The 21,693-nt window shown below is 65.2% G+C and carries 9 protein-coding genes, 3 tRNA genes and 1 pseudogene; 10 read left to right on the top strand and 3 right to left on the bottom strand.

Features of this window, described 5'->3' with window-relative positions; genetic code table 11:
• Positions 1 to 65: 65 nt before the first annotated feature.
• The 5 genes from O7634_RS30870 (at position 66) to O7634_RS30850 (ending at position 3,352) form a co-directional block, all read left to right on the top strand.
• On the top strand, positions 66 to 1,118 hold the full coding sequence (locus O7634_RS30870; RefSeq protein ID WP_278153658.1) for a hypothetical protein: 1,053 nt from the start codon (positions 66 to 68) through the stop codon (positions 1,116 to 1,118).
• Positions 1,112 to 1,188, top strand: a tRNA-Val gene (locus O7634_RS30865). Before O7634_RS30870 ends, O7634_RS30865 begins: the two co-directional genes overlap by 7 nt.
• 539 nt (positions 1,189 to 1,727) lie before the next feature.
• Complete coding sequence (locus O7634_RS30860) at positions 1,728 to 2,381, top strand: hypothetical protein (RefSeq protein ID WP_278153657.1); 654 nt, start codon at positions 1,728 to 1,730, stop codon at positions 2,379 to 2,381.
• Between the two features lie 9 nt (positions 2,382 to 2,390).
• Entirely contained in the window at positions 2,391 to 2,708 is a 318-nt protein-coding gene (locus tag O7634_RS30855; RefSeq protein WP_278153656.1) for a hypothetical protein, read from the top strand.
• A 41-nt stretch (positions 2,709 to 2,749) separates the two neighbouring features.
• On the top strand, positions 2,750 to 3,352 hold the full coding sequence (locus O7634_RS30850; RefSeq protein WP_278153655.1) for a hypothetical protein: 603 nt from the start codon (positions 2,750 to 2,752) through the stop codon (positions 3,350 to 3,352).
• Between the two features lie 98 nt (positions 3,353 to 3,450).
• Here O7634_RS30850 and O7634_RS30845 read toward each other — a convergent pair whose 3' ends face one another.
• Positions 3,451 to 4,848 (bottom strand): IS1380 family transposase, encoded by a 1,398-nt coding sequence (locus O7634_RS30845; protein WP_278153654.1) that lies wholly within the window; start codon positions 4,846 to 4,848, stop codon positions 3,451 to 3,453.
• A gap of 158 nt (positions 4,849 to 5,006) precedes the next feature.
• Here O7634_RS30845 and O7634_RS30840 point away from each other — a divergent pair, with 158 nt between their 5' ends.
• Complete coding sequence (locus O7634_RS30840) at positions 5,007 to 5,489, top strand: hypothetical protein (protein WP_278153653.1); 483 nt, start codon at positions 5,007 to 5,009, stop codon at positions 5,487 to 5,489.
• A gap of 928 nt (positions 5,490 to 6,417) precedes the next feature.
• On the opposite strand, the gene O7634_RS30835 is transcribed toward O7634_RS30840, so the two are convergent.
• Together O7634_RS30835 and O7634_RS30830 are read right to left on the bottom strand one after the other, a co-directional pair.
• Positions 6,418 to 6,491: transfer RNA gene (locus O7634_RS30835), tRNA-Arg, on the bottom strand.
• Between the two features lies 1 nt (position 6,492).
• Positions 6,493 to 6,581 (bottom strand) — tRNA-Tyr (locus O7634_RS30830).
• Positions 6,582 to 7,701: 1,120 nt separating this feature from the next.
• Here O7634_RS30830 and O7634_RS30825 point away from each other — a divergent pair.
• From O7634_RS30825 to O7634_RS30815, 4 genes and pseudogenes are all read left to right on the top strand, one after another.
• Positions 7,702 to 11,085 (top strand): LamG domain-containing protein, encoded by a 3,384-nt coding sequence (locus tag O7634_RS30825; RefSeq protein WP_278153652.1) that lies wholly within the window; start codon positions 7,702 to 7,704, stop codon positions 11,083 to 11,085.
• A gap of 478 nt (positions 11,086 to 11,563) precedes the next feature.
• Positions 11,564 to 18,043 carry an RHS repeat-associated core domain-containing protein gene (locus O7634_RS30820; RefSeq protein ID WP_278153651.1) on the top strand — a complete coding sequence of 2,160 codons (6,480 nt, stop codon included), beginning with the start codon at positions 11,564 to 11,566 and terminating at the stop codon, positions 18,041 to 18,043.
• A 1,571-nt stretch (positions 18,044 to 19,614) separates the two neighbouring features.
• A pseudogene (locus tag O7634_RS31935) lies at positions 19,615 to 19,930 on the top strand (hypothetical protein).
• 345 nt (positions 19,931 to 20,275) lie between these two features.
• On the top strand, positions 20,276 to 21,376 hold the full coding sequence (locus O7634_RS30815) for an IS701 family transposase (protein WP_278153648.1): 1,101 nt from the start codon (positions 20,276 to 20,278) through the stop codon (positions 21,374 to 21,376).
• The last annotated feature ends 317 nt before the right edge of the window (positions 21,377 to 21,693 follow it).

Raw genomic sequence — 21,693 nt, 5'->3', positions numbered from 1 at the left:
TGGCGCGTCTGGTGCATCCGTGCAGTACGTTCTCAGCGGAAGATCACTCACCGCACGGGGGTACCTTGACGAATTCCTTCAGCACCCGCCACATGCTCGCCTGGACGGCGCCCGTGGTGCTCGTGCTAACCGCGCTCGCCCCGGCCCTGCCAGCCCAGGCCGCGCCGAAACCCACACTCACCGTCGTCGTCCCCGGGCCGGTTGACAAAGACCTCGACGGTGACGGCGTGCCCGACCTCGTCGCGGTCGGCGGTCCGGGCACCGGTCTCGGCTCCGGCGTCTGGTCCGGGCTCGGCGTGAAGTCCCGCAAGACCGGGGTAGGCACCGGCCAGGTGCAGACCCCGGCCAGCAACGTCGGTTTGCACGGCAACGGTGTCACCGGCAACAACTCCCCGGCCGACTTCGATGGCTCCCAGGTCATCACCGGACGCTTCACCGGCGGCAACCAAGAGGATTTCCTGTACTACTACCCGACCGGCAATTCAGCCGGCAACGGTGGCGTCATCCGCGGCGCCGGGGACGGCACGATGGCCAGCGCGAACGGAAACCAGTTCTCGATTTTTTCCGACAACCTGGCCGATGCCAACGGCAACATCCCGCTGCAACTGGTGAACGCGTTCCAGGCTGACGGCGTCGACACCGGCATCCCGGATCTGTTGGGCATTGCCGGTGACGCCACCAACGGCTACCGGCTTGGCTACCACCCCAACTACTTCGCGCCGGGCCTTTACTACGGCGTCACCAGCCTGATCAACCCCACGCCAACCGGGGGGACCGACTGGCAGAACTGGAGCCTCGCCAGCACCGAGACCGACTCAGGCATCGCGCTCTTTCTGCGCAACACAGGCACCGGTGAGCTGTACCTGTGGACCGACGTCATGATGGTCGACCAGGGCGACGGCATTAGCATGCTCGCCCACACCCAGTACCAGGTGGCGGTGAACTGGAACACCGGCGTCGCAATCACGACCCTGCAGGCCGCCGACATCAACGCCGACGGCACCCCGGACCTGTGGACCGCGCTTTCGGACGGCACTTACCGGGCGTACCTGATCTCCGGCCTGTCCGACAGCGGCATCGCAAGTATCACGGCCACCCGCACCAGACGGCTTGCCTAACCCCCTGGGCACCCATCAGGCATCCCGACTGACAATCGGAAGGTCGGCGGTTCGACTCCGCCCCTGACCACATAGCCTTCGGCCTGGCTGCAGGAGCGCCGACCAGCGGAAGCGCCGATCGGCGTTCTGCTTTACGTCGCGCGCAACGACTGACGCCGCTTCGACCTAGAACGACCGCTGCAGACCCCCGGTTGCCGTTTGCTAGCTACACGTTGGCTGCACGCTCACGCTGGCAGAGTGGATCGGAAGCATATCGTGACCGAGAGGCAGCGGTTGTCAGTTCGCCTTCGACCGATGACGGCCCCTACGAGGGAGTTACTGATCACCGTCTGACCTCCCTGGACCGTTGGGCAAAGATCACTCTGATGACGGTGTGAGGAGCTAGCCGGAGAATAGAGCTGTCGGTCGCTCAGCACGTGATCCTTCGCTGAGCGGTAGTCCCGGAACGCCCCAGGGGATCTCTCTGCTGCACCTTCGTCCTCGCCATGGCGAGGACGTCCAGCCCAGCGCCCGGGGTCCCCGGATCTTGGTCATTCACGTACCGTGGTCCTACCGCGCCGTCACGAGCGCATCACGGAACGCATCGACCGAGCAGGAAGCCGGGGGCGAATGCAGCAGGGCAGCAGGCATGAACGCCTCAAACTGGCGAGTCTGGACTTTCTGGGCGACGATTCCGTCTTACGCGAGCAGGCCGATCGTGCGCTGCGCGAGACGGGAGGTGAACTGCGACCCGACGAGTGCCCCGGGACAGACCACTCCGGCTCCGTCCGCGTGGTGGTCGACACCCAACGAGAGGTCTCAGCTCTGACGATCGCTCGCGACTGGCGCAGCCGGCTCGGCCCCAGCGGATTCGCCGATGCGCTCTTCGAGGCGTACACCGCCGCCGTGCAGGCTGCCCTCGAACTGGCGGCGCTCCTTCATCTGCAGGCCAAGGAGAGAGGTCCTGCAGCACCGCAACAGCGACCGCCGGATAGCCCCGAGCGAGACGTCGACGAGCACACCTGGCTGCGTAACACCTGGCGGACGCTGGACGACCTCGACGCAAAGTTGGACGCTGCGGCTCGCTTGCCCAGGCGGACGGACGAGTCGAGCATGTCGAGCCCCAACGGCTGCCTGACGGCGCGCATCCGCGGAGGCGGCATCACCGGCATCACCGGCGACGTCCGGCGAATCGCACGGGCAGACGCGGGCCAGCTGCAGTTCGAAGCCCGTTCCCTCTTCCGCGCGTTCACGCTGGCCAGCGCCGGTCGGACTGGATCGTGAGGTAGTGCGATGGCCGAACTGAACGTCATCACCGATTCGCTACGTGATGAGGGAGGTAAGTGGCTGACGCTGTCGGACCGGGTCGCCGCCATCAAGGTCGCTGCGGAGCAGCTCCACCTCGACCCATCGGCCTTCTTCATCGGTGACGCGAACGTCCTCATTCACTCGCTGGCATACAACGACTTCCACACCTTCATGGTCGCCGTCCTGAATGGGGCGGTGACCGAATTCGAGCAAGTGGGCAAGGCCCTGCGGCACATCGCTGACGAGTACGACCGAGCCGACGAGATCGTCTCACTCGACCTCAACAGCATCTACAAGGTGTAGCGACACACCGCGCGACGTTCGGAGAGGGCACGGAGCATCCCATGCCGCCAGGTACCACTGACCTTGAGTACGGGGAACCGTTCAACAAGGCGTTTGACCACATCCGCTCCGGCATCGACACGGCGATCGGGAAGTTCAACGAGATCGTCGAGCAGGTACAGCAGTGGAAGTGGCTCCTCGGACCCGCAGCACTCTTGTGGATCAAACACAGCCTGGACAGCACCAGAACGGCCCTGAACGCCGTCCTCGACCGCGTCGAGCAGGCCTTGGAGCATCAACTGCCGGTGCTCTCGCTGATCGAGGTCAGCTTCCGCTGGGTCAACGACGTGAAGACCCCGGTCTCCGAGCTGTCGTCCGCCACCACCGATCCGGCCAACGAGAATCTGCCCAAGTGGACCGGTGACGCCGCGAGTGCCTACAGCGCCAAGGCGCTCAAGCAGAAGGCCGCGGTCGACGAGTCCGTCGTCAAGTCGGAGTTCATCAGCCAGTGGCTCTTCACGATCGCCAAGGCGAACGTCGACTACGGCGTCGAACTCGCGAAGATCGTCACGGGGCTGGCCGGCAAACTGGCGCAGGCGGCGGGTGAAGGCGTCACCGTCATCGACCTACCGTCTGGGTGGTCTTTCATAGCTGCTGGTCGATAATTCTGGTTCGGGGCTGATCGGCCGGTTCGCTGGCATGCTGATGGCCCGGCGCTGGGCCGGGTTCCTCCGTGCTGCGGGTCGAGGGTGAGGCTTCGGGGTCAGCCGGCGGGTCGTGGCAGTGCGGCGAGTCGGTTGAATGCGCTGGTCAGGGCGTCGGTCCACGGCCAGTCGGCGGTGATGGCGAGGCGGGTCCGGCGGGCGGTGCGGGTGAGGCGGGCCCCGACGTGCAGGAGGCGGTAGCGCAGTTTCTTCGGCTCCGCGCGGGCGAGGTCACCGTGCAGGAGCAGGGTTTGGGTCCAGGCGATCAGGTCGATGCCGGTCAGCGCGAGGTGGAGCCAGGCCTGATTGATCGCGAAGACTCGGGACGGGAACCGGCCGAAGCCGGTGTCCTTGCCGCAGCGGATGCGGTCCTCGACGCGGGCGTGAGCGCGGTGTCGGGCCTCGAGGTGCTGGATGCTGCCGCCGCCGGGTGGGGTGTCGGTGGCGACGACCTGGTGCCGCCACCCCTCGATGGTGTCGAACAAGGTCAGTTGGGCGCCGGGGTGCGGGCGTTCGCGGCGGACCAGGAATCGGGTGCCCTCGGGCCAGCCGGCGGCGTCGATGAGGCCGGTGATCTCGCAGACCTCGGCGTGGTCGCTCAGTTCACCGTCGGTGTCGACGGCGGGGACCCAGCCGGTGGCGGCCTGGATCGCGGCCCGGACCGGCTCGGTGATCGCGGCGCCGACGGAGAACCGGATGTCCAGGTGCTGCTGCCGCAGGCTGCGGACGTGGGCGAGGAAGCCGTGACTACTGCCGGCTGAATCGGCGCGCAGCAGGATCGGGGTGCCGTGCCGAACGGCGTCGGGGATCTGCGCGAGGGCCTGGTCCAGGACGGTGATGTGGTCGGCGGTGGTGTTCGACCCGGCTCGGCCTTCCCGCAGCAGACCAGCCATAGCTTCGCCGGTGTTGTCCAGGAAACACAGCAGCGGGTGGTAGCCGAACGTCTTTTTCCAGGTACGGGTCGCCGCTTCCTTCTCGGAATGGCAGATCACGATCGTCGCGTCGATGTCCAGGACCAGACCCTCGACCTGCCGGCCCGCCACCATCGGCTGCGGAAGGTGACCACGAACCTCGGCATGTTGGGCCCAGGCGACCTCACGGGCTCGGGCCCGCGCGGCACGCAAACCGGCCAACAGAGCCTCGTCCACCTGCGACAACAGCCGCCACGCGGTCGGGTCAGAGGCGACCGACCCGAACAACCCCGGCTGGTCCCGCAGCACCGCCAGATCAGCGATGGCCTCGCCGCCGTCGGCGAGCATCACCGCCAGATCCACGGCGATCCGGCCAGGGTCATGTCCGCCCTGCCTCTGCCGCAGCCCAGCCAAGGCGTCACTGAACATGCTGGTCAACCCCGTCGTGTCGGCCAGATCAGCGAGCAGCCGGGCACCGACGTGACCCACCACGCCCCGCCCGCCGCCGGTCACCATGATCTTCGGACGTGTTGCGGTAACCTTCACCCAGCAAGTGCCTTCCGTGACAGGAACATGGGACTCTCGACAAGCCCTATTTTCCCAGATCAGAAGGCACTTCTTCGTTCTCAGCCCAGCCCGTGGACAGCCCTTACCGAAGGGCCGAGGCTAGAGCAACGGCGAGCGTCGCCCAGCGGAGGGAAACAATGACAGGCCCTGTCACTTACCACGAGTTGCTGTTCAGGCCAGACCACCGATCATTCACCCTTCGAGATGAAGAGTGCGATGCCGCGGTCGGCGCCTACCAGGCCCTCGTTCAAGCTTACGAGACTGGCGCCGCCACCACAGGCTACGAGGTGTACGTAACGGCGGCTCAAGATTTGATCAAGGTGCGAGCCCGCTTAGAGGTTTGGAACCGGCCGGGCGGCTCGGCCGACGGTTTCGATGACGTCCTGACTTTTGGGCTGACATGTCCCAGTGGCGTGCTGCAAATAGGAGACGGCAGCGGGACCGCTGTCGGCGGGATCGATCTCCCGGACGGACCGGGCGTGTACACCGTGCAGATGCAGTACCGGGGTCGCGGCGAGACCCGAGCGGCGTTGCGACGCCTCGACGAGCGGCTGTCAGAAACGGTTGCAACAGCCTGGCTTGCCCTGTTCACACCGTGCGACGGGGTCGGGAGTATCTGATCCGAGTCTGGTTCAGCAATGTCCTGCCCGAAGACGACGACGAGCTCGACTTTAGCGATGAGGCGGTGGACTGACTGCCGTGACCGGCGGGCGCGCTCGGTCGTCGTTAGGGCGTTCGTGCCAAACCCGTACACGTCGTGGCCGGCGAAGGTGAGATCAGGGCTCGCTGTCACCGTGCCCACGTACTCGTTAGGGTGCAGGATCCAGCGTCGCCGGCCGTCTGTGGCCTCACGTACCTCCGATGGGTTGCCCAATTGAAAGGGCTGCCGTGCCCGGGCGGTGAACTAGAGTCCGCAGGCTTGCCGCTTGACTCGCTGTCGTCGACACCCAGTTGCTTATCCAGCCAAGCCTCAAGGGTCGGCGCGAAGCGGACCCGTATGGGGTTCTACACCTCAGGCACGGCGCAGCGTATGGGCGGGAGCATCACACTTGGACGCTGCGGACCCAAACGGTTGCTGATCGAGCCGGTGGGTCCTCTGGCTATCTTCGCCGAGGGGGTTATGTGAAGTGCAGGGTTGTAAGCGTCATCGCAGTCCGTGTCGTATTATTGGCCGCCCTCGATTCTTGTTTGTCTGATGTCGACCGTCGGATTGATGTGTCTGTTAACGCGTCATCGTGTCCGGAGGTGGGAGGGAAGAGCTGCCTTACTCTGCCGCTGCCAGGAGCAAATGTTGCGGCAAGCGGAGGAGGCGTTGAGTTGGCATCAGGAGTAACAGGCGAACATGGTCGTCTTAGTTTACGTATCCCGATGGACTTCGCGGGCGAAGCAACCGTAATCGCCAACTCTTCAATGTTGTCGAGAGAATTGCGAATGACGACGAGAATCTCAGGCACGGGCCAAACTTCCGTCTCGTTAACAGACCCAGAGCCATTGTATCGATGACGTGCCCGGCGCGGTTCGCCTCGCTTGTTGGATAGCTATGCGACGTGCCCCCCGGCTGGGATCGAACCAGCGGCCCTCAGGCTCGGAGCCTAGTGCTCTATGCGCCGAACTACGAGGGCGTGGTGGGAGTGGAGAGATTCGAACTCCCCGAGCGCGAATGCATCGGGGTTACAACCCGGCCTACCTCTCACCATCTGTGGCGCACTCCCTTGGGGTGACTGGGCGGAACCGAACCGGCATCACCGGGACCACAACCCTGGGGCTTTCACCCGGTGCCGCTTCTCCGCGTCAACACCGCGATCGTCGCCACCGCTCTCACCACCCTGTCCGCCTTCCTCGCAGCCCAGGCAACCAGCATGGTCAACCCGCACGGCGAAGCGGTGGACAGCCGATCCTTCCCAGGTAGCAGGTAGCAGGTAGCAGGTAGCAGGTAGCAGGTAGCAGGTAGCAGGTAGCAGGTAGCAGGTAGCAGGTGGCAGGTGGCAGGTGGCAGGTGGCCCTCGCCCAACTCAACCACCTACAACGAGGCCACGGTCAAGGACGGAGACGCCGATTGGTCGCTGGCGTAGCGCAGTGACCTGCTGCGCCATCGGGGTGGCAACCCCGTTGGATCTGCCGTGGAGATTGTTGTCAAGGGGTTGCTTATCCACGCGGCGAGGGGCAGGTGGCGTTGGCCGATGTGACGTTCGGTGCCCGCCAGGGGTGTTTCCTCCTGATCGCATTGCTTTCGGCAGCTACCCAAAGTAGCGCTCAGTGTTGTGGTTGACACGAACGGTTGTCGGTCCTTACGTTCATGCCAGTTGATCACGGGGGAGGGCGACGTGCGGAGTCACGTTGGGCAACGAGAAAGCCTGGGCCAGGTGGACGTCTTCGTCCATGTGGCCGACAGCGCGGTCGCTCCGGTTTCGCTTCGGGTCTATCCACCAGATGTGACGCGGTTCGGCCGTCGACCATTTCGTTAAAAGACGTGGATTTCCGGCGGTTACTGTCGCGGTTCGTTGCCGTTCAAGGTTCTCAAGTAAACCGAATCAACATCCTCTCGCACTGCTTCGGTCGCTCGCCCTGCCAACGGTGGTTTGTGGTGAAGCGGCAACCGACGCGGTCCTCGCCCATAAACGGATCCTGGCCATCCCTCAATTACCGTCCGGCCCAACCCCGATCCATTGGTAGTAGCGACATCCTTATCACTCAGGAGATTTGGTGCCAGAGCCCCACACATCTGCAGCCGCTCGGTGGCGTCGGCTGCAGATCACTGCGACAGCCCTCGCAGTGGCTGTTTCTACCGCTGTTGTGCTTCCTCAACGGGCTGACGCCAGGGAGCCCGACGTCGTGAACCCGGGTGCTGCCGTCGATCTGTCTGAGTCTGATGCGATCGCTGCCGCAACGCGCTTGGGCCGGCCGGTTGAGGCGTCTCGCCTTCGGTCGGAGACCTCCCGGGTGGTGGCGACGCCAGAGGGCTCGCTTGTTCTGGAGTCCTACGCCACGCCTCGCTGGAAGAGGCGCACGGACGCTAGTGGCTGGTGGAGCATCGATACCGCGCTTCAGCGCAGGCCGGACGGGACCGTGGCGCCGGGGGCGACACTGGCCGATGTCGTCTTCTCAGCCGGTGGGACCGCTCCTGCTGTCACGCTGCCGGTGGCGGGTTCGCAGGTGTCGTTGACGTGGCCGGGTGCGCTTCCTGCTCCTCGGATCGAGGGCGACGCGGCTGTGTATGACTCGGTGCTACCGGAGGTGGATCTTCGGCTGCGGGCGCTGGTGGACGGTTTCACGTGGGTGCTGGTGGTGAAGTCGGCGCAGGCGGCGGCTAATCCGGCGCTGGAGACGCTGCGGTTCCGGCTTGACGCCCCGGGGTTGACGACGCGCGAGCGCGCCAGCGGGGGCTTCGAGGTGGTGAACGGATCGGGTCAGTCGCTGCTGTCCGCCGGTGACGCGTTGATGTGGGACTCCTCCGGTGCCGCCTCGGCGCCGGCCGGGAATGCCCGCGCCGCTGCCAAAGTGAGTCAGGAGGGTTTGCAGTCGGCGCCGGATCTGGCGCGCACTGCGGAGCTGCCGGTGGAGGTTCAGGGCAGCGACCTCGTGATCCGGCCGGACCTGTCGTTGCTGCGCAACGACGAGACCGTCTTTCCCGTGGTGATCGACCCGTGGTCGACGTTCAACAAGCTGCGCTGGGGTTATGCGGGCTCCGAGAACGCGACCCGCGACGATGGCGTCGCCCGGGTTGGCCAGGATCCGGCCGGCAGCGGCTTATACCGGTCATTCTTCGCGTTCAATCTCTCCTCCTTGAGCGGGAAGAGTGTGCGCTCGGCCAAATTCCTGACCGAGATGACCCACTCCTACGACTGTGTTAACACGCCCGTGAACCTGTGGCGCTCAGCGGACTTGACGAGTCCGGGCAAGCAGTCATGGGATGGGCCGAACCTAGCGTTGTGGCTGGACGAGCGTTCCGGGCACGCGCACAAACCGTCCGGCGGCGAGGGTTGCGATAACGACCCGCAGCCGGATATGCCGATGGAGTTCTCCGGGGACAAGCTCAGCGCGGACGTGTCCGACGCCCGGGGTCAGGGCAACTACACCCTTGTGCTGTCGACTCGGAAGTCGAACGGGTCGTCGGAGTCGACCAGTACGTGGTGGAAAAAGTTCGACCCGGTGCTCACCAAATTGTCGGTGGAGTACAACAGCAACCCGAACACGCCGACCGCGGCGCAACTGTCGACGCACGCGGGCTATACGGGTCCGGCGCAGGCCTGCGTGACGGGGGCGTCGCGGCCGATGGTGCGGTCGGACTACCCGTGGCTGAAGGCGACGGTGTCCGACCCGGATGGCAGCAACGGCGGGTCGCTGAGCGGAGTCTTCACTCTTCAAAAGCTCGTCAACGGTGCGTGGACGGGTCTGCAGGGCTGGCCGAAGACCGACTCGGGTGTCGCACCGGGGGCGAAGGCCGAGGTGCAGGTCACCACCAAAACCGTCGACGGTGACGTCTACCGGTGGCAGATACAGACCAAGGACACCCTCGGTGGCGCGTCAACGGGCTCACCGTGGTGCGAGTTCTACGTGGACTACTCGGCGCCCGGGCAGCGACCGAGGGTGACCGCGATCGGCGACGACCCCTACCTTGAGGCCCCGCCTAACGGCACGAACGTGGACGCTCAGGGATCGGTCGGTCTGTCCGGGAAGTTCACGTTCTCCGCGAACGGCGCTGCCGACGTCTACGACTACGTCTACAAGCTCGGCAATGGGCCGGAGATGACGGTGCAGGCCGCCACGCTGGGCGGCTCGGCCGACGTGTGGGTGACGCCAACTGCTATCGGCGAGAACGTTCTCACGGTGCGCAGCCGCGACCGAGCGGGCAATTCATCGGATAAGTACGACTACAAGTTCCTGGCCTTGGGCTACTCGGCGCCGAAGGCCGTCTGGAAGATGGACGAGGGAACCGGGTCCGCCGCCGCGACGACCCCGGCAGGCGGACCCAACCTGACCCTGACCAGCGCTGTGGGGTGGTCGGAGAGTTGGGTGCATGGCACCCGCAAAAACACCACACCCGATCGGGCGTTGGGGTTCGGCACGAACAAGGGATGGGCGGCCACCTCGACAGCCCCGCCGATCGACTCGTCGCGCAGCTTTAGCGTGGCGGCCTGGGCGCGGGTCATCAGCACCAACACCTTCGGCTCGGTCGTCGCGGTGAATGGCACGAACAACGGCGCGTGGCAGCTGCAGCGGGACAAGGGCGGCAACTGGTACTTCCACACGTTCTCCGCTGACAGCAGCACCCATACCCGCACCTCGGTCGCCTCCAGCACAATCGCGCCGATCGGCGTCTGGCAACACATCGTCGGCGTCTACGACGCTGGCGCGAAAGAGATCCGGATCTTCGTCAACGGGCAGCCGGCGGGAACGCAGGCGTTGAGTTCGCTGTGGAAGTCCACTGGCGTCCTGCAGGTGGGTCGGGTGCGGTACAACGCCGTGGAGACGAACTACTTCGACGGTGACGTCGACGAGGTTCAGCTGTGGGACCGGGTGGTCGACCAGGTAGAACTGCAGGAGATGCTCAAGCCGAAGCTCGTCGGCGAGTGGATCCTGGATGACGTTGATCTCGCCGCCACGGCCCATCAGCAGGGCGACTCCTCGGGATACAACCGGCCGGTCAACCTCACCGCCGCCCCCAGCGCGACCATCTGCGAGGGGCAGGGACCCACTGGCGGCGACGCGCTGTGCCTGGACGGGAGCAGCGGCACCGCAACCACTGCGGGGCAGTTGCTGCGCACCGAGGGTTCGTGGACCGTGGCGGCATGGGTGAAACCGACGGCCTTCACCAGCTTCCACACCGTGCTCTCCCAGTGCGGTGTGTCGCGGTGCGCCTTCTACCTGCAACGACAAGCCGGGTCGTCGCCAGGGTGGGCCATCGTGGTGCCCGACAGAGACCAGCCCGAGCCGAACGTCAGCTACACCACGGTTAAGTGGAGCGACGCGCCGATCCTCAACCAGTGGGTACACCTCGCGGCGACCTACGACTCGAACACGAAGAAATTGAAGCTGTATGTCAACGGCGCTTCTGTCGGCGAGAAGGACGTCCCCCCGTTGTTCGCGACCGGCGGATCGCTGCGGATCGGCTCCTCCGACAGCGGCGACTTCGTCAACGGCGCGATGAGCACGGTCCGGGTGTGGCAGGGTGCGCTGACCGACGCGGAGGTCCTTGCCTACGCCAATGAGGTGTAACGACTGATGGTCGAGGGCTCCGGGGCGGCGGCAGCCTGGCCGGCCCCGGAGACCCCGCCGGACACAGCCGGTTGCCGGAAACGAACCGTTGCGACCTAGTGGGTGCGCCAAAGGAACTCTCGTCGTAGCGAATGACGCGGCACCGGGAAGCTCGTCCCCCTCGGGCAATCGCCGTGGCAGCAATGCTTCCCACAGCTGCCTCTCCCGCTGGGCATCGGCCGGGCCGACGCGTGCAAGGCCATCCACGACGTGGACTACGCCGACGCGGCGGCCTGGCTGGTGACCCCTCTTGTTCACCACGTCGGAGCCTCTGGCGTGCTGTCATCCCCTCGGAAGGGACATCATGAAGACGGTCAGACCTAGTCGACCAAGCCGCTCACCGCGGCGCGGGTCGACCTTTGGCGCCGGGGCGGCGAGGAGCCGCAAGGCCATCGCCGCCGGTCTACTCGGGGTGCTTGTCAGCACCCTCGGAGGGCAGGTGCCCGCTCAGGCACAGCAGGTCGCCCAGGCGAAGCGTCTCGAGGCGCAACGCTACGAGTCCGTGCCGGTCCAGCCCGTCACCCCGACGAAGCCCGGCGGTGAGCCGGAGGAGGCCGCGGCCAAGGTGACCCGCCCGGCGCCCGTGTGGCCAGCCGCGGGTGCTGCCGAGGTGAGCCTCGCGCCGGCGGGTGCACGGTCCGCCGCAGCGGCTACCGCGGTGAAGGTCGGGGCGCTACCGGTGACGGTGCGGCCGGAGACGACGGCGGCAATCGCTAAGGCGCCCGCCACCGCTCCGAGTAAGGTGCGCGTCGAAGTCCTGCCCAAGGACAGGGCCGACGCCGTGGGCGTGCGCGGGGGTCTCCTGCTGCGCGTGGGGCGCACGGATGGTGAGGCATCGCCCGGGCAGGTAGAGGTGGGCGTGAACTACGCCGGGTTCGCCTCGGCGTACGGCGCGGACTGGTCGTCGCGGCTTCGCCTCGTCGAAGTGCCGGAATGCGCCATGACCACCCCGAACGCCACGGGTTGCGAGTTGACGCCGCTGCCGTCACGCAACGATGCGCGGACCCAGACCGCCTCAGCATCGGTGGTGGCGTCGGCGATCTCGCCGGCGCTGTCGAGCACGGACGCGAAGCGGCTGGGGCTGCGCGCGACCGCGGCGACGACCGGCACCATGGTCGCCCTCGTTGCCGGCACCTTCGGTGGCGCCGGTGACTACTCCGCTTCCAGCCTTGCTCCCGCGTCATCCTGGGAGCACAGCGGCTCCACGGGCAGCTTCAACTGGTCCTATCCGATGCGGGTTCCGCCCAGCCCGGGAGGGCCCTCACCGAGCCTTGGCTTGTCCTACTCGTCACAGTCGGTCGATGGGCGCCAGGCCGCGACGAACAACCAGCCCGGCGCCATCGGCGAGGGCTTCGACTACTCGCCGGGCTTTGTTGAGCGTCGGTACAAGGCCTGCGCGGACGACATGGACGGCAACGCCAACAACACCGTCGAGACGGGGGATCTGTGTTGGGGGCCGGAGAACGCGGTCCTGTCCCTCGGCGGCTCGACGATGGAACTGCTCAAGGGCAGCGACGGTAAGTGGCATCCCCGTAAGGAGGACGGCTCCAAGATTGAGTTGTTGAAGTCGCCGGCCTACGCCAACGGCGACGACGACAACGAGTACTGGAAGCTCACCACCGTCGACGGGACGCAGTACTGGTTCGGGCGCCACCAACTGCCCGGGTGGAGCGCTAACCGTCCGGTCACCAACTCCGTCCTGACCGTCCCGGTGTACGGCAACAACCCTGGCGAGCCGTGCAACGGCTTGACCTTCGCCGCGTCTGACTGTGGCGGCAAGAAGCAGGCCTGGCGGTGGAACCTGGACTACGTCCAGGACCTGCACGGCAACACCATGTCCTTCTGGTGGACCAAGGAAACCAACTACTACGCCAAGAACCGGAGCATGACCTCGCCGGTGTCGTATGACCGGGCGGGCTACCTGACGCGCATCGACTACGGCACCGACAACCGCGACAGCACCGAATACTCCTCGGTCAGCCCCTACGTTCAGAATGCCCCGGGACGGGTCGAGTTCATCAACGTCGACCGGTGTCTGTCCAACTGCACCACGAAGAATGCCACGACCTGGCCCGACACCCCCTGGGACCAGGAATGCACGGCGACAACCAACCCCTGCCAGATCGGGTCGCCCACCTTCTGGTCGGCGAAGCGCACGACGGTGGTCACCACGATGGCGTGGAAGGCCGTCACCTCGTCGTACCAGCCCGCTGACTCCTGGACGTTGCGGCAGAGCTTCCCCGACCCGGGCGACGGCACCCGCGCAGGACTCTGGCTCGACGGCATCACCCACCGCGGGCTGAACGGCACGACGGTGACCGCGCCCGAGGTGACCTTCTCGGGCATGCAGATGCAGAACCGGGTCGACGCCTCCGGCAGCGACTGGGCGCTGGCGATGAACTGGTGGCGGGTCAACTCCATCAGGCTGGAGACCGGCGGTGAGATCTATGTGACCTACAGCTCCCGCCAGTGCGCCAAGGGCGGCACCATGCCCACGCCCACCGCTCTGGACAGTAACCATCTGCGCTGCTACCCGGTCCGATGGACGCCCCCGGGCAAACTCGATGTGCTCACCGACTACTTCCACAAGTACGTCGTGACCGAGGTGCAACAGATCGACCACACCGGTGGCGCGCGGCCAGTGCGAACCGCCTACGAGTACGTCAACGACGATAACGAACCGCTCTGGCATCACGACGACGATGACGGGATCACCCCTGACGACCGGATGACCTGGTCGCAGTGGCGGGGCTATCCCACCGTCATCACCTACGTCGGTGAGGGGACCGCACGGGTCAAGTCGGAAACGCTCTACTTCCGCGGCATGTACGGCGACAAGCTCGCCGCAGGCGGCACCCGCACCACCCAGGTGCAGGGCCGCGACGGTGGCCCCGCCAACGACTACGACCACTATTCGGGCACCCCCCGCGAGCACATCGTCTGGCTCGGCTCGACGATCCTCGCCGCCACCGTCAACGACATGTGGCGCTCAAACCCGCCCACCGCGTCCCGCGCGGGCACACCGGGTGCGGAGGCCCGCTTCGCCCGGGTCGCGGAGGTCCACAGCCGCGCCAGCACCGACAGCGGAATCCGCCGGTCCACCACCACGACCACGTTCGACAACACCTACGGCATGCCCACGAGCGTGCAGGACGGTGGCGACGACGCCAAGACCGGCGACGAGGGGTGCGTCAAGACCGAGTACGCCCAAAACATCTCCACCTGGTTGCTGACGCCGGTCAAGCGCACCCACGGCTGGGCGGGACCCTGCGCCACCGAGCCAACAACGCAGAGCCAGATCACCGCCGACACCAAGTTCAGCTTCGACTCCCTCGGCTACGGCGCCACACCCACCAAGGGTCTGGTGACCGCGATCGAGACGATCAAGGGTTTCGCCAGCGGCACCCGCAGCTACCAGCAGACCTTCACCGGCAAGTACGACGACGTCGGCCGGCTCAAGGAATCCACCGACATCGCCGGCGAGACGTCGACCACGGCATACACCCCGGAAAGCGGCGGCCTGGTCACCAAGATCGTCTCAACCAACCCGCTGCTCTGGACCAACTCGGTCGACATCGACCCGACGTTCGGGCTACCAACGAAAAGCACCGACCCCAACGACCGTGTCACCGAAGTGGCCTACGACGCCATGGGGCGCACCACATCCGTCTGGATCCCGGGACGAAGCAGGACGACCTTCCCGGACACCCCGTCCTCCAGCTTCACCTACACCCTGTCCAAGTCCGCGCCATCGTCGGTCACCTCCCGCTCGCTGAACACCAATGGCACCTACGACACCGGCTACGAACTGCTCGACGCGCTCGGCCGGCCCCGACAGACGCAGGAGGCTGCCTACGGCGGCGGACGCATCCTGACCGACACGTTCTACGACGCTACCGGCCGGGTCTACAAGGCCAACGCCGCCTACTACAACAGCGCGGCGCCCAGCACGGCGCTCTACTCCGGGCTGGACCAGGACATCCCCAGCCAGACCAAGACCCTGTTCGACGGGGCAGGTCGACCCACACACGCGCTGCTGCTGGCATCCCAGGCAAGCGTCCAGGTCGAGAAGGCCCGCACCTCCACCACCTACCACGGTGACCACACCACCGTCGTGCCGTCGGCCGGTGAGTCGGCGACGACCGCGTGGACCGACGCGCACGGCCGAGTGGAAAAGCTGTGGCAGTACCACGGCCGCACCGCGACCGGCACGTACGACGAGACCAGCTACACGTACCACCCGGTGGGTCAGCTGGCGTCCGTCACCGACGCCTCAGGCAACTCGTGGTCCTACACGTACGACATCCAGGGTCGGTTGACCTCCTCCCAGGACCCCGACTCCGGCACCACCACCCTGGCCTATAACGACCGGGGCGAACTGGAGCAAACCACCGACGCGCGGCCGGACACCCCGGACCTGTACTACACCTACGACCGAATCGGCCGTCCCCAGACTGTCCGCGAGGGCAGTCTGACCGGACAAAAACGCGTCGAGAACACCTACGACTCGCCGCTGAAGGGCCTGACCTCCTCGTCGTCCCGATGGATCGGCACCGACGAGTACCGCAGCGAGACCGTCAGCGTGGACACGCTGTACCGGCCGACGCAGACCAAACTCACCCTGCCGGCGTCCCAAGCAGGCTTCTGCGGCATCGGCGCGACCACCTGCAGCTTCACCTCGAAGGCCACCTTCCGGGTCGACGGCTCACCCAACACCGTCACCCTTCCGGCCGCCGGCGGACTCGACCAAGAGGTCCTGACCTACAAGTACGACCCGACGTACGCGATGTCGGATCGCCTTGCCACGGATTACGGAGACGTCAGCTACTACGCCATCCAATCGAGCTACACCAACCTGTACGAACTGAGCACCATCACCCGCGCTGCTGAATTCACCGGGGCCAAGTTCGTCCAAACCGCCAACTACTACGACGACGCCACCGGACGGGTCAAGAGCAGCTCCATCACCCGATCCACGTCGCCGGCTCCCATCGCCGCCGTCTCCTACGGATACGACGAGGCTGGCAACCTCCTCAAAATTGACGACAATTCCGTCGCGCGACCGCGCGACATCCAGTGCTTCACCTACGACCATCAGCGACGACTGACCGAGGCGTGGACGCCCGCGTCCACCTCGACAGACTGCAAGACCGCACCGACCGCCGAGTCACAACTGGGCGGCCCGGCACCGTACTGGCAACAGTGGTCCTTCGGCGCGCCGGACGACCCCAAGGGCCGCATCGGCAACCGGCTCAAGCAAACCGAGCGGGGCACGCCCACCGGCACGGTGACCACCGACTACACCTACCCCTCCCCGAAGGCGAACCAACCACACCGCCTCGACGGGTGGAGCCGAACCGACAACACCGGCACCACCACCGGGTCGTACACCTACGACGAGTCCGGCAACACCACAACCCGCCCAGGCCCGGCCGGCCCGCAAACCCTGACCTGGACCGTCGAGGGTCAACTCGACAAACTGACCGACAGCACCGGCACGAACTCCTACACCTACGACGCCTCCGGCAACCGACTCATCGCCAAGGACGCCACCGGCAGCACCCTGTTCCTCGGCGACCAAGAAGTCCGACGCAACGCCAGCACCGGCCAAGTGACCGCCACCAGGTACTACTCGTTCAACGGCGAGACCATCGCCCAACGGACGCTCACCGGCATCACCTGGCTTGCCAGCGACCACCAGGGCACCGCCCAAGTCAGCGTCGCCAACGACACCAACCAGACGATCACCCAGCGTCGACAAACCCCGTACGGCGCACCCCGAGGGGCCGCGGTGTCCTGGCCTAACAAGCAGGGCTTCCTCGGCGGCTACCAAGACCCGACAGGCCTCACCCACCTAGGCGCCCGAGAATACGACCCCACCATCGGCCGGTTCATATCCGTCGACCCGGTCAACGACCCAGGAAATCCTCAACAACTTCCGGCGTACACCTACGCCGCGAACAACCCCACCACCTACAGCGACCCCAGCGGCCGCATCATCGCCGAATACGCAGGAGTCGACAAGCCGACGGGCAACTGGGATGCAAAGTGCACCGAGGGCGGAAGTGCCTACGATTGCCAGGCGATCATCGAAGGCGGAAAGAAAACCAAGACCACTCGCCGCGATGACGGCTTGGTCAACAACAAGGCTATCCACCGAGCCCTGGATGTACTATCCGCCGTCCCTCTCCTGGGGTCAGTGGCGGATGCCGGGAACACAGCCTTCTACATCTATGAAGGCAATTATGATGCCGCTGCCGAGGCGCTCATGCCTGGCCCTCCGATCTGCGGCGTAGCCAAAAGCATCTGCAAAAAGGTTGAGAAGGCGCTAGGCGACAAAGCGCAGAAACTCATCAGTCGAGCCACCAGGGGCAAGGTCGAGCCCAGAATCAACCCTGCGATAGAAGCCGACGAGATTGCCAAAATCAAGGCTGAGGCGCGGGCGAAAGACCTTTCGGTCACGCCAAAGCCGCCAACACCCCCTACTAAGAAGCCAGATTCAGGCAACAAGGGCAAGCCTGCCAAGAACGACAGTGGGACGACCAGCAAGAAGGCAGGCGACGGAGGTTTCAAGAACGGCATCTCCGCAGATGAAATCGACGGCATCAACCGTAACTTCGAAGGCACGCACGTATATAACGGATCTGCCGCCAACGCGCTGACCAATGCAACTCGCTACGATAGTTTCTGGGAGAAATCAGCAGTGTTGTTGCGGGATATTGCGGGCGCCCATATGTATAATAACGGGAACAAGCGTACAGCCCATGCGGTTGTGTCGGAATTAATGCAGAGAAATAACATCATCAGTGGACCAAATTCTGATGAACTATGGAGCGTGGTGGCCCGAGTAGGCGATTCCAACAAGAAGGGTCACAGCATGGAGGTTGGCGAGATCGCACGTATGCTAAGGGGGTTCTAGTGCTTGAGACGGGGTTCGGCCTGCCGGAGCTCATGGAGGATCTTGGTCGCCATGGTGTGACCATGATTCTAAAAGTCGATCATGAGCGCCTCGGATTTGGGCAAAAGCCCTGGACGGTCACACTCTCGGGGCCGCCGCTGGGTGATCTTCGAGCAATTCATTCAGACTTCCGTAATCTACGAGAGGCGCTAGAGTATTGCCTTTCCAGGCTGCGAGAGTTGCCAGGGGAATGGAAATGGCTCGAGGGGTATTCACTAGATTAGTGTTGAGGCTTGCGTGTTCTGCCGTGACCGTCAACTTCCCGTGACAGTCTGTCGGTTCACGCGGCAAGGAAGCTGCGGCACGCATTCTCTGAGGACTGCTCGCCATGCGAATCGGCGAGAGATTGCATTTCCTGGAGCCCGGAGTGGCATCGGTACGGGCAGTGCTGGTGTCACTCCGTTGCGCGCTTGCTATTGTGTATCGGAGTCGCGGCGGGTTGTCAGTTGCGCTCGCCCTCTCGATGCGCCATCACTGCTGCCGTCAAACGGAAGTCTCGCAGTGACTGTCAAGCGCGAAGGTCGTTCTGTGGCTCCCAATATGTGTTCGGGTCGCCGGCATGGAAGCTGTAAGAACGCATCACGTACTCAGCAAGCTGAAGGTGGGCCGGAGCGAGGTGGCGTGTGGTGAACTGACCGTGGAGCGAGTCCGAGTGCTCTCGCTGGCTGCGGCCCACCGGACTCTTGCCGTCTATCAGGCGTATAGCGAGATCGCGCTGAGCTGGGAGCGTACGGGCTGATTCACGAACGGTCTCGTAAGGGTGTGGTGGGTTCCGCGTGCCAGGCCGGGCGCCTCTGCCATGGAAACTTGCTTCCTGGGTTCACGCCACGATCAGGAGTGCGAAGCTGACCCTTCAGTCGATCAACACTATTGACGGTACTGATTCAACCACGTCGGTCTTGGTGAGCGTGAATGTCGGTGTGCCGGCTTCACGGGGAGAGGCGACAGGAATGGAAAGTCGAGTGACGATACCCCTTGACCATCCTTTGGTCGGGGCGTACCTGGTGAGTGCGCCCCGACTCAAAGATACCAATGGATAGGTATGGCTGAACAAACGGACTGGACGATGGAGTGACGAGACCAGTCTTGCGGCAGAGGTCGATGCGCATGGTGAGCAATCGTCCCGGCGCTGTTCAACAGCGACTCGCCGCGCTCGTACCGGTGCCATCTGTGGTATCTCGTGACGGGGTCTTAACGAGCGTCGGTGCACCCTCCTCGACGTCTCGGCGGCGACGCTACCCCGGATGGCTGGACATGACCTGGAAGGGTTGGTGGCATTACTTGTCTCGGAATTACCGTTGAGCTCGAAAACCTAATCGGTGCCTCGTAATCGGTGGGAGGTGAGCTTGCCGCAGTGCTGGCGTCATCCCGCCAGAACTGCGTTGTGGAGATGGGCGATGCCAGAAGCAGTCACTCGATGACGGCACCCCAGGACTGAACCCTGAACAGATCGCCGATGGCCAGTTCATGCACCCCAGACGTTGTCTTCCCTACCAGCCCCGGCCGCTGCCGGCTCTAGCATCAACGGCGTGATGGGCCTGGACCTCGACGACTTCGCCGATGCCCCGCGCCAGCCAATGGAACAGCGCAGGCGTGCGATGGGAACTGCATCGCGGACCCACCCGCGACAAGTCAGCGGCCTGGATCGTCTGCACCACCACCGACCACGAGGCCCAGCTCACCGTCTGGGCCAGCGGCGAAGCCGACCTTGACCTCGCCCAGATCTCCACAGGCGCCGTTACCAGCACCCACTACGAAATGTCCACCGCCACCGATTCCGCCGCCTGCCTCGATGAGCTCACCCACCGGCTAACGTCGGCCCCTTCCGGGACTTGGCCAAACCCATAGGAAAACCAGGCTAGTAACTTGCCGTGAGGACGGGCAGTCGCTTTCACGACCAGGGTGCTCGGTTGCGCATACATGGGTCGGGGGTGCCGCTGGTCTTCGTCGAGTCGCAGCGGTGCTGCTCTGGATCACCTCGGGACTCCTCGCCGTGCAGCCGATGCCGACACGCCGCGGCGAGGCCGGTCGCCACCAGCCGTTGAAGCAAAACTTGCCGGCGTCGTGTGCGTCACGGTGCCACTGACCAGCCCTGTTCAGCTAGTACTGCAACGGCAGTAGGCGAATCGAGTTCGACTCGTGTTCGTTGGTCTGCCTGTGACGGATGTTGATGTTGGCCGGTGGCATGCGGAGTTGGACCGGTTGCACGCGCGGATCGGGCCTCGGTTTCGTCGGTCGGAGCCGCGGCGGCGGGCGCGTCAGTACCTGTGCGGGCTGGTGTCGGGTCTGGGTCGCAAGAACGGCTGGACTCTGGCTGAGCAGGCCGGGGATGTGTCGCCGGACGGGATGCAGCGGTTGTTGCGGTGGGCGGACTGGGATGTCGACGCCGTCCGCGACGATGTGCGGGACTACGTGGTCGAGCACCTCGGCGATCCGGCCGGTGTGCTGATCGTCGACGACACCGGCTTCCTGAAGAAGGGCACGCGGTCGGCCGGGGTGCAACGCCAGTACTCCGGCACCGCGGGGCGGACGGAGAACTGCCAGGTCGGGGTGTTCCTGGCCTATCGCTCCAGCAAGGGCCATGCGTTGATCGATCGGCAGCTCTACCTTCCGGCGTCGTGGACCGATGACCGGGACCGGTGCCGGGCCGCCGGAATCCCCGACGAGGTGGAGTTCGCCACGAAGGTGCAGATGGCCCGCCAGATGCTGGTCCGTGCGTTGGACGCCGGGGTGCCGGTGGGGTGGGTAACCATGGACGAGGCATACGGTCAGTCGAAGTCGCTGCGGTTGTGGTTGGAACACCGGGATGTGGGTTATGTGGTCGCGACCCGCCGCAACGACGACATGATCACCACGTCGATGGGCATCACCCGCGCGGACAAGCTGATCGCGGCCCTGCCGGCTCGGGCGTGGTGCCGGCTGTCCGCCGGCGCTGGCGCCCACGGCCCCCGTGAGTACTGGTGGGCGCGGGTGCCGGTGCGCATCGGCTGGCAGCCCGGTCGCGGGCACTGGCTGCTGGCTCGACGCAGCATCACCACCGGCGAGATCGCTTACTACGTCTGCTACGGACCCCGTCGCACCCGCCTGGTCGACCTCGCCCGCATCGCCGGCGCCCGCTGGGCGGTCGAGGAGTGCTTCCAACAGGCCAAGAACGAAGCCGGCCTCGACGAATACCAGGTCCGCGACTGGCGAGCCTGGTACGCCCACATCACCCTGTCCATGGCCGCCCACGCCTGGCTGTCCGTCGCCCGATCCCTTGCCACAAAAGGGGATCCAGTCCCGGCGACGGCATGATGATCGGCTACACCGTACCGGAGATCCGAAGACTGCTCACCGCACTCGTAGTGCGATCAACTCATCCACCAGAGCGCGTCTGGGCCTGGTCCCGATGGCGCCGACGACGCCAACACCAAGCCCGGACCTGCCACTACCGACGACGCGGCTACCCCTGACAACTGGCGAGACGACGGCGCTCTGACATGATCACGTCGTGCCCGACCTCGAGCCAACAGAAGGCATTCCGTCACCAGAACCGCGTACGTCGGCAGCACGCAGCGATTTGAGCACGCTTCTTGCGCTGCTCCTCATCTCAGCCGTGTTACTGGCGCTGT

The sequence above is a fragment of the Micromonospora sp. WMMD1120 genome, from assembly GCF_029626235.1.
In the GTDB taxonomy this organism is placed as follows: Bacteria; Actinomycetota; Actinomycetes; order Mycobacteriales; family Micromonosporaceae; genus Micromonospora.
This window is presented reverse-complemented; position numbering and strand designations above follow the sequence as displayed.

Excerpts from the sequence above, each read along its gene's own strand:
- O7634_RS30850 (WP_278153655.1), top strand. The coding sequence starts at position 2,750 with ATGCCGCCAGGTACCACTGACCTTGAGTACGGGGAACCGTTCAACAAG.
- O7634_RS30855 (WP_278153656.1), top strand. The coding sequence starts at position 2,391 with ATGGCCGAACTGAACGTCATCACCGATTCGCTACGTGATGAGGGAGGT.
- O7634_RS30840 (WP_278153653.1), top strand. The coding sequence starts at position 5,007 with ATGACAGGCCCTGTCACTTACCACGAGTTGCTGTTCAGGCCAGACCAC.
- O7634_RS30860 (WP_278153657.1), top strand. The coding sequence starts at position 1,728 with ATGCAGCAGGGCAGCAGGCATGAACGCCTCAAACTGGCGAGTCTGGAC.